At 42.1% G+C, this 13,394-nt stretch carries 16 protein-coding genes; 7 read left to right on the top strand and 9 right to left on the bottom strand.

Features of this window, described 5'->3' with window-relative positions:
• Window positions 1-4: 4 nt before the first annotated feature.
• Entirely contained in the window at window positions 5-490 is a 486-nt protein-coding gene (locus FFF34_005395; protein ID TSD66836.1) for a DUF4126 family protein, read from the top strand.
• Between the two features lie 94 nt (window positions 491-584).
• Window positions 585-1,199, top strand: coding sequence for a TetR/AcrR family transcriptional regulator (locus tag FFF34_005390; protein TSD66835.1), 615 nt, complete (start codon window positions 585-587; stop codon window positions 1,197-1,199).
• Here the strand turns inward: FFF34_005390 and FFF34_005385 are convergent.
• The 5 genes from FFF34_005385 to FFF34_005365 all read right to left on the bottom strand — a co-directional run bounded on the left by FFF34_005385 (window position 1,191) and on the right by FFF34_005365 (window position 6,139).
• Window positions 1,191-1,598: an OsmC family protein gene (locus FFF34_005385; GenBank protein TSD66834.1), complete on the bottom strand. Its 408-nt coding sequence runs from the start codon at window positions 1,596-1,598 to the stop codon at window positions 1,191-1,193. The genes FFF34_005390 and FFF34_005385 overlap by 9 nt on opposite strands.
• A 15-nt stretch (window positions 1,599-1,613) precedes the next feature.
• The gene (locus FFF34_005380) at window positions 1,614-2,027 is read right to left on the bottom strand and encodes a hypothetical protein (protein ID TSD66833.1); all 414 of its coding nucleotides are present in this window, start codon (window positions 2,025-2,027) and stop codon (window positions 1,614-1,616) included.
• A 33-nt stretch (window positions 2,028-2,060) separates the two neighbouring features.
• Entirely contained in the window at window positions 2,061-3,089 is a 1,029-nt protein-coding gene (locus FFF34_005375; GenBank protein ID TSD66832.1) for a type IX secretion system membrane protein PorP/SprF, read from the bottom strand.
• Window positions 3,086-4,834, bottom strand: coding sequence for a PKD domain-containing protein (locus FFF34_005370; protein TSD66831.1), 1,749 nt, complete (start codon window positions 4,832-4,834; stop codon window positions 3,086-3,088). The genes FFF34_005375 and FFF34_005370 overlap by 4 nt, the downstream gene beginning before the upstream one ends.
• 66 nt (window positions 4,835-4,900) lie before the next feature.
• Entirely contained in the window at window positions 4,901-6,139 is a 1,239-nt protein-coding gene (locus tag FFF34_005365; protein ID TSD67968.1) for a hypothetical protein, read from the bottom strand.
• 94 nt (window positions 6,140-6,233) lie between these two features.
• Between FFF34_005365 and FFF34_005360 the strand changes: the two genes are divergently transcribed.
• The gene (locus FFF34_005360; GenBank protein TSD66830.1) at window positions 6,234-6,665 is read left to right on the top strand and encodes a DinB family protein; all 432 of its coding nucleotides are present in this window, start codon (window positions 6,234-6,236) and stop codon (window positions 6,663-6,665) included.
• On the opposite strand, the gene FFF34_005355 is transcribed toward FFF34_005360, so the two are convergent.
• The gene (locus FFF34_005355) at window positions 6,662-7,138 is read right to left on the bottom strand and encodes a hypothetical protein (GenBank protein TSD66829.1); all 477 of its coding nucleotides are present in this window, start codon (window positions 7,136-7,138) and stop codon (window positions 6,662-6,664) included. The two genes, FFF34_005360 and FFF34_005355, sit on opposite strands and share 4 nt — an antisense overlap.
• Before the next feature lie 157 nt (window positions 7,139-7,295).
• Between FFF34_005355 and FFF34_005350 the strand changes: the two genes are divergently transcribed.
• The 3 genes from FFF34_005350 to FFF34_005340 all read left to right on the top strand — a co-directional run bounded on the left by FFF34_005350 (window position 7,296) and on the right by FFF34_005340 (window position 10,999).
• Entirely contained in the window at window positions 7,296-7,727 is a 432-nt protein-coding gene (locus FFF34_005350) for an OsmC family protein (protein ID TSD66828.1), read from the top strand.
• A 283-nt stretch (window positions 7,728-8,010) separates the two neighbouring features.
• Window positions 8,011-9,384, top strand: coding sequence for an OmpA family protein (locus FFF34_005345; protein TSD66827.1), 1,374 nt, complete (start codon window positions 8,011-8,013; stop codon window positions 9,382-9,384).
• A 133-nt stretch (window positions 9,385-9,517) separates the two neighbouring features.
• Window positions 9,518-10,999, top strand: a complete 1,482-nt coding sequence (locus FFF34_005340) for a rhomboid family intramembrane serine protease (protein ID TSD66826.1) — start codon at window positions 9,518-9,520, stop codon at window positions 10,997-10,999.
• Between the two features lie 2 nt (window positions 11,000-11,001).
• Here the strand turns inward: FFF34_005340 and FFF34_005335 are convergent, their stop codons facing one another.
• Complete coding sequence (locus tag FFF34_005335) at window positions 11,002-11,385, bottom strand: ATPase (protein TSD66825.1); 384 nt, start codon at window positions 11,383-11,385, stop codon at window positions 11,002-11,004.
• 30 nt (window positions 11,386-11,415) lie between these two features.
• The gene (locus FFF34_005330; protein TSD66824.1) at window positions 11,416-12,009 is read right to left on the bottom strand and encodes a hypothetical protein; all 594 of its coding nucleotides are present in this window, start codon (window positions 12,007-12,009) and stop codon (window positions 11,416-11,418) included.
• Between the two features lie 105 nt (window positions 12,010-12,114).
• Between FFF34_005330 and gpmA the strand changes: the two genes are divergently transcribed.
• Window positions 12,115-12,804: a 2,3-diphosphoglycerate-dependent phosphoglycerate mutase gene (gpmA, locus tag FFF34_005325; protein TSD66823.1), complete on the top strand. Its 690-nt coding sequence runs from the start codon at window positions 12,115-12,117 to the stop codon at window positions 12,802-12,804.
• Window positions 12,805-12,808: 4 nt separating this feature from the next.
• On the opposite strand, the gene FFF34_005320 is transcribed toward gpmA, so the two are convergent.
• Window positions 12,809-13,390 (bottom strand): nucleotidyltransferase family protein, encoded by a 582-nt coding sequence (locus tag FFF34_005320; protein TSD66822.1) that lies wholly within the window; start codon window positions 13,388-13,390, stop codon window positions 12,809-12,811.
• Window positions 13,391-13,394: the final 4 nt, after the last annotated feature.

Below are 13,394 nucleotides of genomic sequence, written 5' to 3'. Positions count from 1 at the left end.
AAAGATGAAATCATCAGCAACCAACCCATTCACACAAGCCGCCGGCTTAGGCCTTATTGCCGGCATGCGCACGTTTATAGCCCCGGCTGTTATCAGCCATATGTATAGCAGACACCCATCTAAAAAGCTTAGAAAGAGCAAGCTCGACTTTTTACAAACCATCACTACCTCAAAAATATTTAAGGTGCTTGCCGCAGGAGAACTCATTGGCGATAAACTACCAACTGCCCCTAACCGTACTGCTGCACCGGGTTTAATAGGCCGTGCTTTATCTGGTGCCGTGGCGGGTGCTGCGGTTTATAGGGTTGCAGGCAAAAATATGGTGGTTGGCAGCTTGATAGGCAGCGCTGCCGCTGTTGCCTCAACGTTTGGCTGCTTTTTTTTACGTAAGGCATTGGCTAAAACCAAAATAATACCTGATGCTTTAGTAGGTGGTATAGAGGATGCTTTGGCCATAAGTGCAGGCATAGCCATAGCACGCACCGTGTAAAAATTTAACATCTTAACATCATCTTTACACTGGGCCCTATTTGTATTACTGGAAATTTGATAAGTTTGTTAAAAAAGTCAGGAATTATAGAAAAATGAGCTCAGGCGCAGATCAGCAGGATATAAAGCGGGAAAAGATTTTAGAAGCATCGCACCAGCGTTTTTTGCATTATGGTTATTCAAAAACAACCATGAACGAAATAGCAGGCGACCTTTCTATGTCGAAAGCGCTGCTTTATTACTACTTCCCTGATAAAAGCGAGCTATATATTGCTGTAATGCGCAAGCTGGCTAACGACTACCTGCACCTTTTAGAAGCTAAGCTTGATCATTTTACTGACCTGCATGAAGCATTCTTGTTCCAGGTAAATACCCATCACGAATTTATAGTTACCAATTACAACTTCTTCGACTTTTTTAGGCTTAACGAGCAAAACCTGCCCGATACCATATGGAGCATTGTTAACCAAATACGCGATACCGAAATACGCCTGTTAACCAACGCAATACATATTGAAGTTGAAAAAGGTAAAATTAAGCCGGTAGACAATCCCGAAGAAATAGTCGAATTATTTATTGATGCCTTACAAGGCATAAAGGTAGGTACGCTGCCACAAAAGAAAAACAACTACCCCCGCAAGGAACATCTTGACGAAATACACCAAAAGCGCCTGCTGCTGATAGATATTTTTGTTAAAGGCCTACGATAACGAGGTATCTATAACCACATTACCAATCAATAGCTTATGAACAGGGCAGGCATCAGCAATGGTGATGAGTCTTTTGCGTTGTTCGTCCGTTATTTCGCCTGTAAAATGTAGTTTCGTTTCTATAAATACACCGGTGGCCGTTTTAAATAGCTCCAGGTTAACGTTTATAGCGTCAATAGCCCACATTTTACGGTTGATGTACATGCGCAGGGTAATTACCGTGCAACTGCCCAGGCTGGCTAATAATAGCTCAAAAGGGTTCATCGCCTTGTCGGTACCACCTTTGTCTTCAGGTTCATCTGCGTTAACGGTATGCTTGCCGCTGGTGATAACCGTATGGTATTGGTCGCGGCCAATTTTACCGCTGGCCGATGCTATGCTATCTTTGTGGTCTTCCATAAGGTGGTAGCGGCGTTAATTATCCTGGTTCAGGTCAAGCATTGTCCAGTTTTGCGTTTTACCCGCTGCGCCGCCGTTATATTTTAAAGTGATAGTGAAATTAGTTTTCGAGCTTTCGCCGTTATTATCTTGCGACGAGTACTGCGATTTGATAACATAAACTGAGTCAGATTTTTTTGCAAATTTATATTCCGAATCGGAGTACTTTATATTGCCCGAAAGTACGGTAGGGGTGATAAACTCTTTGGCTATAGTGTAAGCCTGGTCACTATCGGGCATACCCGAAAATACAGATGCTGATCCGGTAAGCGCGAATTTTGCCAAAAAAACGGCAAATAACACTACTACGGCCACTAACATCCATGCAACAGCTGATGCAGACTTCTTTTTTTCTGATTTTGCCTTTAAATAATCCTTTTCGGTAGCCATAAATTAGGTAGGTATAAATATAATTCGTTGAAGTTAATAAAAATCATAACATCTCCTATTGCCTTCAAATTTGCGCGGCGCGTTTGTACGCGATGGCAACGTGGTTTCGTAACCTATACTGCCCTCGCTAGTGCCGCTGGTATTGCTGTAATTAAGGCCACCGGCGGGTACATCATGGCTAACGCCCAGGCGCAGCCTTTCGCCGCCCTCTTTATTAATAAACAGGTCGAATACAAAGGAAAGTACCAGCGCTTTTGAGCCACCGGAATTGCGGTACCAAAGGCCGGCATTTATACTGCGGCGTTTATACTGCATACCGGCGCTTACGGCTTGTGCTGTTGACTGCTTATAAAATACAACCGATGGTATAACGTACGAGCGGTCCTCTTCGTCCATATTGTCATCGGTGCTGATGTTTAAACGGTAGCTGGCATGCAGGGTTGTGCGTATGGGTAGTTTTGATGGTGTACCTGTAAACGACTCGTTGGGGCGGTTTATATGCTGTGCCGCGCCACCCAGGTTAAAGTTGCCCGCGGTAAGGTTAACACCTGCGCCACTATCAAAAAAGAATTTGTTGTTAAAAACGGGAAGATCGGCCGAGGTACCCGAACCTGGTACATAGCCCAGTGAGGGGTCTATCTGGTCGCCAAATACAAGCCTGCTAAAATCCACCGAACGGTTAGTAACACCGGCCTGTACACCAAAGGATAACACATAACTATCAGACCCAACACTGTACGAATAAATACCCGCTATATTGTTTTTATACAAGTAAGCCAGGCCCTCGGCGCTGCGGGTAAATATTAAACCCAGCCCGCCGCCAAATTGCGGTACATTATAATCAATAGATGCCGATACGTAGCTTAAAGCGCCGGGTACAGATGTATATTGATTGCGATAAATAAGGTTCATGCGCAGGTCGCCATTAAATTGCCCGTTTAGGGCGGGGTTTAAATAAAGCGGCGAGTTAAAAAACTGCGAATACATATGATCCTGAGCGGATAATTTTAAATACCCGGGTAATAACAACAGCAACATAACGGCGCGCCTTAACATCCTCATCTTAATAAATTAATTACACCGGCGCGTTTGGGCAGGTTGGCATTATAGCTCATTCCTTTCCATTCCGATCCGTTTAAAAATACTGCCGTTGCCTGCCATACATATGCCCCCTGCGGCACAGGCTGGCCCTTAAAAGTACCATCCCAGCTTTCTGCCGGCGAACCGTTACTATCCAGCTTAGTGGTTTCCCATAAAAGTGCACCCCACTTATTAAATACCTGCAAACGGTAACTGCCAATACCTGATCCCTTTGCCATAAATGTGCGCAGCTGTGTACTGCTGCCACCCGGCATAAAGGCATTTGGTACATATAATTGGCCCGGTATACCGGTAATATGTACCGTTTTTGTAATGGTGCTGTCGCAGCCCAGGCGGTCAATTACTTTAAGCCTTACTTTATACCGGCCTGTATCAGCATAAGTGTGTACAGGGTTACGATCAATAGATGCCTTACCATCACCAAAGGTCCAGTCCCAAACAATTGGCGTTCCTACCGTTCTATCTTCAAAAGAGAATGTGTAATTGGGGAGCGAGGTTACCGTATCGGGCTTTACATTAAAGTTAGCACCGGGTGGCGGTGTAACTACAATTATCCGTTGCTTAACAGCAATATCTGCACAGCCCGAAGATGGATCGGTAGCGGTTAACGAAACCGTAAAGGGTGAGCCTGCATAGCGGTATAAATGTTGCGGCGGCGCGTTGGTACCGGTAACAGTATATTGGGTACCGTCGCCAAAATCCCAGGTGTATATAAGCGAACTTGACTGTGCATCGGGCAGGCTTTGCGTTTTATTACTAAATGTTACCAGCAGCTCGCGGCAGCCCCGTACACTATTTATCGTGAACTCGGGCTTTGGCACCGGGTAAACCCTAAATGGCTTACGTTCGGATAATTTTGTTTCGCAACCATAGCCGGTTAGCTGTATGTAAAAGTTACCATAGCCGGGAAATTTATATTCGGTAATGCCTTGTGTAGTGTTTTGCCGGGCTATAAGGTTGTTGTTGGCATCATATATAAAATAATAATAGTTTGCCGCCCCAACAGAAACATTGTTTAGTTGAATTGTCAACGGTTCGCACCCCTCTGTTTTATTAGCTGTAAAATCTACCTGAAAAATGCGCGGGGCCACAGGTATCTGGTAAGAGGTACTCACCGCCGAGCCGCATTCATTTTGGGCTTCCATGTTAAGCACATAGGTTTTACCCACGGGCAGGTTATCAAATGGTATCTGCACATCGCTCTTGTCGGTTTTCACTATGGTATTTACAACTGTATTGCCATCGTAAAGGCGATAGGTATAGCTGTTATTGGTGCCCAGCGTACTATTTTTAACCGTTAAAATATAAGGCGCGCAAATAGATACCGCGCCGGGGACAATAGCCGGAGCAGGGCGAGATAAAACGGTTATATTTTTAAAGGCTTCGCGGGTACCGCAGCTACCGGTTACGGTAAGTTTTACACGGTAAATTTTGTCGCTGCCATCGGTACTGGGGGCAAATATATGTATGGGGTCAGCCTCGGTAGTTGTGCTGCCATCAGCGAAATCCCAGGTGGTAGGATTACCGGCCGAAGGCACAGACTTGTTGGTAAAAACGACCCTTAGCGGCCCGCAGCCTTTAACCGTGCTGGCCGTAAAGTCGGCCGTACAGGTTTGTGCTTTGGCACCGGTTAAAAAACCCAGGCATAATAAAAAAACAAAAAGGGTTTTAGTAAAGCTTTTATCCATCAATTCTATCTTTCGCACAGGGCTTTATACGCATTATAACCGGCCTGGTTACAACCATGGCAAATAAACACGGGGTATACATTATTATCCAAAAAATAAGTAGGAGATGAGTATGGCCGCTACAACTCCGGCAAAATCGGCCAGTAACCCCGCCGGTATAGCGTACCTGGACTTTTTAATACCTACTGAACCGAAATATAGCGCAACTATAAAAAAGGTGGTATCTGCGGATCCGTTGAATACCGAACCTAAACGCCCGGCAAAGCTATCGGGGCCATAAGTTTGCATGGTGTTTATCATCATAGCTTTTGAACCCGACCCGCTTAAAGGTTTCATATAAGCTACTGGCAGGGCATCAACAAAGCGGTTATCAATATGCGCCGCATTCACTACATATTTAACGCCGTTGTTTAAATAATCTAACGCGCCGCTGTTCCTGAAAACGCTAATGGCCACCAGCATGGCTACCAGGTAGGGTATTATTTTGATAGATACATCAAACCCACCCTTGGCACCATCAATAAAGGCTTCAAAAACGTTTATCTTTTTATACATGGCACCCAGTATAAATATTACCGGTATGGCAAAAAGCAGAGTATTGCTTATAACCTTTGATACTGTGGCAATTTGCTCTTTAGCCAGGTAAGCTGTAAACACCCATACCAGCAGGGTAATAAAAGCGGTTAAACCACCCAGCCAGCCAATGATCACCCTATCCCAAAGGTTTATTTTTTGTTTAACGGCAACAGCAAGCAAGCCAACAACGGTTGCCACATAGGTTGCTATTATAATGGGGATAAAGACATCGGCAGGGTCTTTAGCGTGCAGTATAAAACGCTGCGCTATAATGGTAACCGGCAGTAATTGCAAGCCCGAAGTATGCAACACCAAAAACATGATCTGCGCGTTAGATGCGGTTTCTTTATCAGGGTTAAGCTCCTGCAAACTGCCCATGGCTTTAAGGCCGAGCGGGGTAGCAGCATTATCCAGGCCCAATAGGTTGGCCGAAAAGTTCATCATCATTTGCCCATTTGCCGGATGGTTTTTAGGAACTTCGGGAAATAAGCGGCTTAAAAATGGCCCAACAATGCGCGAAAGGAAATTCATAGCACCGGCGCGCTCGCCAATATTCATGATGCCGAGCCACAGTACCATGTTGCCGGCAAGGGGCAGGGCAATATCCATCACCGACGATTTTGATGAATCAAACATACCGTCGACCAGTAACTTAAAGGAATTTACATCGCCCAAAAAGATGAGCTTGGCAAGGGCAATTACAAATGCGATGATAAAAAACGCTATCCAGATGTAGTTAAGGGCCATAGCAATGTTTAAGGCCATGAAGTTAATTTTTTTTGAATAATTATTAACTATTCAGGCTATTTTAGATGTATTTTGTTTGAACTAAACCTGCAACATGAAACAAACTGCCATTCTGTTAAACCTTACGGTTGATGATTTTATAGCAAATGCTGCCGACGTAAACTGGGATAACCATACTGCACCCGGTAAATGGACAAATAAAGAGACATTAGGCCATTTGATAGATAGTGCCCACATTAACTTGCAACGTTTTGTGCGCTGCACTTTTGAAGAAGGTTTTAAACTGATATATCACCAGGACGAATGGGTGAAAGCCCAGCACTACGCCATTGCAAACGCAGCCGAGCTTTTAAAACTATGGGAACTGGTAAACCTGCAGATAGTACGCGTATTAGCTAATTATCCTGCCGACCGCACCCAAATTACCTGCGACAACAATCGCGGGGAACCTATATATAATACAATTGAGTTTATAGCGCAGGACTATGTGGCCCACATGCAGCACCACTTAAAGCAGTTGGTTTAATTATAGGCCGTTATACCCTTATCAGATACTATCTGTATGTCGTACTCGCGCCTTAGGGGGTTGTAGGGGTTACTATCGTTGCTTATGATATATATATTACCCAGGTCTTTTACATTGTAGGCTTTTACATCAACGGTAGTACTCTCTTTATTCACATAGTCGGCAATGGATGTGTAGATGAGATTATACTGCTCCGGCTCGTTGGTTTCTATCTCCATGTATAGTCGCCTGCCGTCGGTACGCATGCTAATGTTTACGTACGTGCCGCCAGGAATGGTAAGGTTATATTTACGGGTATGTTTGGCAATGTCCTTTTTCATCAGCCTAAATCCCTTGGCGTTAAAAAAGGTATCGGCCTTATTAATGTTGTTATGCAAAAGGTAATTCAGGTCATCATAAGATACCAGGTTTTTTTGAGCAAAGAGGGCAGAGGTGGAACAAAAAAACAAGGCGGCTGCTAATAAATATTTCATCAAACTATCAGGAGTTTATCAAATTAAATTTCGCTAAGTAAACTATTTTTTTATATTAGTGAAGCCGCCCGGTGGAATTTAATGCAATCGACTTAAGCCGGACGAACAAAAAGAAGGAATTTTTTGTGCTACTTTAGCAAAATAATACAACATACTTATGCCTACTATAAAACTATCACGCGTAAGCGGCCTATACGGTTTTGAAGCCAGCGACGAGAACGGACACACCGTTAGAATGGACAGCAGCCCCGAGAGCGGCGGCGAGAACTTTGGTGTTCGCCCTATGCAAATGCTTTTAATGGGTTTGGGTGGCTGCTCGGCAATTGATGTTATCGCTATCCTAAAAAAACAGCGCCAGGATGTGGTTGATTATAAGATGGTTATATCAGGCGAGCGCGAGGCAGGCAAAGAGCCTTCATTATGGCAGGATATTACCTTAGAATTTCATCTATACGGCGATATTGACGAAGATAAAGCCAAAAAAGCAGTAGAATTATCCCTAATAAAGTACTGCTCGGTTGCTGCTACCCTATATAAAGCCGAGGCCAACATCACACCAAAAGTGTTTGTACATCCGGTTGAAAAGTAAAAAAGGGTAGGTTCAAACCCATCAAATACTTGTTTCGCACTGTAGCTATAACGGCTGGTTTTTGTATGTTTTTTACAGTTGTGTACTATATTAAGCGCACATTCCTATAAGTTTTATTTGGTATAAAACACATGCGCTTTTTTTGAAACACAGCTAAAGTGTTATCAGAAAGGCCTTTTGGCCAGTCATAACTTTGTTTAGTGTGTTAAATTTGTTACTGGCATCAATGTTGCCTAAGGGGGTTAGTAAGCTATAAATATAGCAGACAATTAAACTTTACAACATGAAACCAAATTTAAAAAAAGCTACAATGCTGCTAACCGGCTTAATGGTTGGTAGCAAATTATTTGCACAAACCGCCGATAGCATTGCTACCAGCGATTACGTTAAACCGTTCTCTCCCGAGAGTTCATTCCGCACATGGTCAATAGGCGTGGGCGCAGGTGTATTAACCCCTTACACCATATTTGGAAGCAACAGCAGACAAGATTTCAGAAAACCTGAATCAAACTTAGGGTACAGTGCCTACATTAAAAAACAAATATTGCCTTCATTCGGCTTAAGCCTTGATTATATGGGCGGTAAATTAGGTGGCACAAACGCCGCAATTGAACCTAATACGATCCCACGCGAGAGCTACGAAACCAAACTAAATTATGCAATTACCTTAAACGCTCAGTTCACCTTAGCTAATATTAACTGGCGCCATCAAAAAGGGTATATTCAACCATATCTTAGCTTGGGTGGTGGTATAATGGGTTATAAGCCGGTTACCACAACAGCAGCAGGCGATGTAGTACCATTTAAAAACGGTGCAACTATTAATGAATTTATAATACCTGTTGGTGCAGGTGTTAAATTTAACATTGCCAGCGGTGTTAATTTAGATCTGGGTTATTCGGTTGCGTTTAGCAATTCAGACAACTTAGATGGTTTTACAGCCGGATCAACCAACGACAGGTTCTCATACGGTCACATAGGCTTAGAATTTGCCTTGGGTAAACGTTCAAAACCACAATTAGCTACACATAACCCGGTGGCATCAATGCGTACAGAATACTTATGGGAAAATGCAAATACTAAAAACCAACTGCAAGCTCAAATTGATGCAGAAAAAGCGGCAAATGCTAAGTTAAGAAGTGACTTAGATGCTACCAATGCCAACCTTAGCAAATTCACCGCTGATAGCGATGGCGATGGCGTACCTGATTTTTACGATAAATGTCCTAATACACCTGCTGGTACTAAAGTTGACGGCTCTGGCTGCCCGCTACCAGTTACCAAAGATGTTAAGGTATACGTAACAGAAGAAGATAAGAAAGTTGTTAGAGAGGCTATTCAAAACCTTGAATTCGACTTTGGTAAATCAACTATCCGTGCTAAATCATACCCAAGCTTAAACAGAGTTGCTAATTTGTTGATCAATAAAAACTTTAGCTTAAAATTAGCCGGCCATACAGATAATGTAGGTTCTGATGCAGCAAATTTAAAACTGTCAAAAGACCGTGCCGAATCAATTAAATCATACCTGGTTAGTCAGGGCGTAAATGCATCACGTGTTGAAGCTACAGGTTATGGTGAAAGCCAGCCAATTGCATCAAATAAAACTGCAAAAGGCCGTCAGGCAAACCGTCGTGTCGAGTTCACTTTATACTAAGAGTTTAAAATAAAACAAAATGCCGCCTAATTTAGGCGGCATTTTTTGTTTATATATAGGCGAAAAACTTATTATTTCTTATATATTTATGTTATTAAATCAGGTAACATAACTTATTAAAAGATAATAATAAATGGCCATAGGCTTTACACCTAAACATACTGAGGATTATTCCCTAGACAATTTAACGGTATATGAGTTTTTAACCATAGCTAACGAATCGGTTAAAGCCCTTGAATGGGAGTTAGTCTATATTAGCAATATTGGATTGATTGCTTATACAAATAAGAGTGTTTTTTCGAGGAACTTTGAAGTTAAGATAAAGATAGTTGATAATATCGCCGATGTAACAAGTTCATCTATAGGGAGTGAAATAATCGACTTTGGCAAAAACAGAAAAAATGTTGCCACTTTCATTTCTGAGTTTAATGAGCTCCGTTCAAGCCTTTTGCCTGAAGAAATTGCTGAAAAATATTTAGAGATAAGTGACCGTATAACGGCACAAGATGAGGATATATTAAAACTACCACCACCTACTACAATTGAAAGCATTAAGGGATTCTTCTCAATATTTAAACCCGTTATAGGCTATTACATCACACCACTCCTAATCAACATCAATATTTTGGTTTTTGCGTTGATGATAATTACCGGCACAAACATTTTACTGCCAGATAACGAAAGCCTATTAAATTGGGGGGCCAATTTTCGCCCTATAACCTTGGAAGGACAATGGTGGCGCCTTATAACAAGTTGCTTTTTACACGCCGGCGCGTTACATCTGGTTTTTAACATGTATGCCTTGTTATATATAGGTTTATTATTAGAACCTCACTTAGGAAAATTAAGATTTTTGTCCGCTTATCTGTTAACTGGAATAATCGCAAGTGTGACAAGTTTAGCTTGGCATGATCTGACCATTAGTGTTGGTGCATCTGGGGCTATTTTTGGTATGTATGGGGTTTTTTTAGCCCTACTTTCGACAAACATTATAGAAAAAGCGACAAGAAAGGCCTTATTAACCAGCATCGGTGTTTTTGTTGTATTTAACCTAATGAACGGTTTAAAAGAAGGGATAGATAATTCTGCACATATTGGTGGGTTATTGAGTGGTTTGATTATAGGCTTTGTGTTTATTCCGGGTTTAAAAAAACCGGATAGTAAGGAATTTAAAATATGGCCCATTGGTGCATTAGCTATATCAGTATCGGTATTAACATTTTTTGTTTTTAAGAAACTGCCAAACGAATTAGGCAAATACGATACTCTTATTAAACAATTTACGGTTAATGAAGAGAAGGCATTAGCCATATTAAATCAAAAAGGCGAGGGTAAAACTAAGCAGCGTGTTGCATACGAATTGAAATATGAAGGCGTGCCTATTTGGAATGAAGAAATTAAGCTTGTTGACGAGGCAGAAAAGCTAAAAATCCCGGACAATTTTCATAAAAGAGACAAAAAATTGAGACAGTATTGCGAATTCCGTATAAAAAGTTACAACCTAATATATAAGGTTCTTGATGAGAATACATATAAATATCAATCTCAAATAGACAGCTGCAACCGCGAAATTACAGCTATCATTGAAAGTTTAAAAAGCGAGTCTCATGAATAATTTTATCCCTCCGAAAAAAAATCGGCAAGGTTACCAAAGTAGCTATCATTCCACCCTTCGGCAATATCATCAAAATCAGCATCGGGTATGTTGGTGTGCCTTAATTCAACTGATGAGCCATGCTTATCGGGATGCAGCTTAATAGTGACGATAGATTCATCGGATTGCCCATCGAAATACCATTGTTGCACGATTTTTTTACCGGGTTCAAACTCAATATTTTTGCCCACAATGCTACCTTCCCAAAGCGAAAATTCCGAACCCGGCTCGGTTGACATTTCGGCAGCTTCGCCGGTCCATAATTCTAAAGTTACCGGATTAGTTAATGCCATGTAAACCTCATCTGGAGTGGCTGGCAGTGTATAATACTTTTTAAGATCTTTCACGGGGCAAATTTAGCAGAATATTTGGTGTTTCTATTTGGTTTCAACAGTACCGATCGGTAATACAACCCTGCCATAAGCCTCGTTCAACACGCCGGCAATACCGGTATAAATAGCCGATAAACCACATATAATTCCCTCATAGCCGGCCAAGTGTTTGATATTTTCGTTCCCTGTAGCATCGCCTGCAACTAATAAAAAGAACAGTACAGTTAAGGATGCAAACACAAACTGCAATGCACGGCTTATTTTTAATGTGCCAAAAAACATGCAAAAAGTGAATACGCCCCATATGCCCAGGTAAGCACACATAGCACCTTCAGATGCTTTTGGCGCCCAACCCAACTTAGGCATTACAATTAACCCAACTAACGATAGCCAGAAAAAACCATAACTTGTAAAGGCAGTAAGCCCGAATGTATTGTTCTTTTTAGCTTCGATAATACCGGCTATTACTTGCGCCAGCCCGCCGTAAAATATACCCATTGCCAATATCATGGCGTTTAACTCAAAAAAGCCGGCGTTATGGATGTTGAGTAGAACGGTGGTCATGCCAAAGGCGCACAAACCTAAAGGTGCAGGGTTGGCAACGCCATCCTTTACAATTACAGGAGTGGTAGGGATCATAATAAGAATTTTTTAAAATTGGTTTATGATGCAATCTAATTTAATTACAATTAATTAGCAATAGTTTTAAACCTAAGGGCTTGCTTTATGTTTAATTTTACAGTTATGCAAAAATTAGTATTGTTACGCCATGGCGAAAGCGTATGGAACCAGGAAAACCGCTTTACCGGCTGGACGGACGTAGACCTATCAGCAACGGGCCTGGAGCAAGCAAAGCAGGCAGGGCAAATACTGGCAAAAAACGGGTATACCTTTGATATTGGCTTTACATCCGTGTTAAAAAGATCCATCAAAACCATGCACTTTGTGTTGGAAGAGTTAAACCATTTATGGATACCAGTACATAAATCATGGCGCTTAAACGAACGGTTTTACGGGGCCTTACAAGGGCTTAATAAAGACGAAACCATAGCCAAATACGGCGAAGAGCAGGTGCATAAGTGGCGACGCGACCCACACGAGCACCCACCGGCAATAACAGAACAAGACGAGCGCTTCCCGGGGCATTACCTGCGTTACAATGACCTTACTTACCGCGAGCTACCGCTAACCGAAAATTTAAGCGAAACAATGACCAGGGCTTTACCTTTTTGGCACGAATCAATAGTGCCCGCCATACGCGAAAACAAAAAAGTAATTATATGCGCGCATGGAAACAGCTTAAGGGCACTTGTACAATACATCGAGAACTTGAGCGACGAGGATGTGTCGAGGTTGGATATACCTACCGGCACACCCTGGGTTTATGAGCTGGATGAACGCTTAAACAGCATTCAGCATTACTATTTAAAGTAAACGGTTATTCGCCTTTTAGGCGATTATAGTCTTGCGCAGTATCAATATCTATATTACCTAAGGGGAAGGGGATGGTTTCAACATCATCTGCATGCAGTTCAAACAGTTTTTTGGCACCATCTTTACCCTTTAAGGCAAGCAGGTAGGGGAAATACTTTTGCTTAAACAAGGCCGGCACACCCACCGCTTCGTAATATGTGCAGGCAACTATCCCTTTATCAGTCGCCGATGCTGTATCTATCAACTGCTTTAATATTTTTTCATCAGCAAATGGCTGGTCGCAAAGCATAAATAAAACAGATGTGATCTGTAAGTATGCGGTTTGTATATGGTCTATAGCCAGGCTTATAGATGATGCCATACCTTCGGGCCAGTTAGGGTTATAGATAATGTTTACATGCTGGTCGGTAATGGTATGCTCAATATTTTCACGATTAGCACCAAGCACTACCAATACATTTTCGGAAACTGAAACAGCATTTTTTATGGCAGCTTGTAACAACGTTTGCCCTTTATAAACCAGGTTTTGCTTAGGCAAACCCATACGGCTTGACGAGCCAGCAGCAAGAATAACGATAGCGTTCATGGTA

Source organism: Inquilinus sp. KBS0705, assembly GCA_005938025.2.
Lineage (GTDB): Bacteria > Bacteroidota > Bacteroidia > Sphingobacteriales > Sphingobacteriaceae > Mucilaginibacter.
This window is presented reverse-complemented; position numbering and strand designations above follow the sequence as displayed.

Bases quoted from the DNA above. Each gene is read 5' to 3' on its own strand.
- FFF34_005395 (TSD66836.1), top strand. From the start codon at position 5: ATGAAATCATCAGCAACCAACCCATTCACACAAGCCGCCGGCTTAGGC.
- FFF34_005390 (TSD66835.1), top strand. From the start codon at position 585: ATGAGCTCAGGCGCAGATCAGCAGGATATAAAGCGGGAAAAGATTTTA.
- FFF34_005385 (TSD66834.1), bottom strand. From the start codon at position 1,598: ATGGAAGACCACAAAGATAGCATAGCATCGGCCAGCGGTAAAATTGGC.
- FFF34_005380 (TSD66833.1), bottom strand. From the start codon at position 2,027: ATGGCTACCGAAAAGGATTATTTAAAGGCAAAATCAGAAAAAAAGAAG.
- FFF34_005375 (TSD66832.1), bottom strand. From the start codon at position 3,089: ATGAGGATGTTAAGGCGCGCCGTTATGTTGCTGTTGTTATTACCCGGG.
- FFF34_005365 (TSD67968.1), bottom strand. From the start codon at position 6,139: ATGGCCCTTAACTACATCTGGATAGCGTTTTTTATCATCGCATTTGTA.
- FFF34_005360 (TSD66830.1), top strand. From the start codon at position 6,234: ATGAAACAAACTGCCATTCTGTTAAACCTTACGGTTGATGATTTTATA.
- FFF34_005355 (TSD66829.1), bottom strand. From the start codon at position 7,138: ATGAAATATTTATTAGCAGCCGCCTTGTTTTTTTGTTCCACCTCTGCC.
- FFF34_005350 (TSD66828.1), top strand. From the start codon at position 7,296: ATGCCTACTATAAAACTATCACGCGTAAGCGGCCTATACGGTTTTGAA.
- FFF34_005345 (TSD66827.1), top strand. From the start codon at position 8,011: ATGAAACCAAATTTAAAAAAAGCTACAATGCTGCTAACCGGCTTAATG.
- FFF34_005340 (TSD66826.1), top strand. From the start codon at position 9,518: ATGGCCATAGGCTTTACACCTAAACATACTGAGGATTATTCCCTAGAC.
- FFF34_005330 (TSD66824.1), bottom strand. From the start codon at position 12,009: ATGATCCCTACCACTCCTGTAATTGTAAAGGATGGCGTTGCCAACCCT.
- gpmA (TSD66823.1), top strand. From the start codon at position 12,115: ATGCAAAAATTAGTATTGTTACGCCATGGCGAAAGCGTATGGAACCAG.
- FFF34_005320 (TSD66822.1), bottom strand. From the start codon at position 13,390: ATGAACGCTATCGTTATTCTTGCTGCTGGCTCGTCAAGCCGTATGGGT.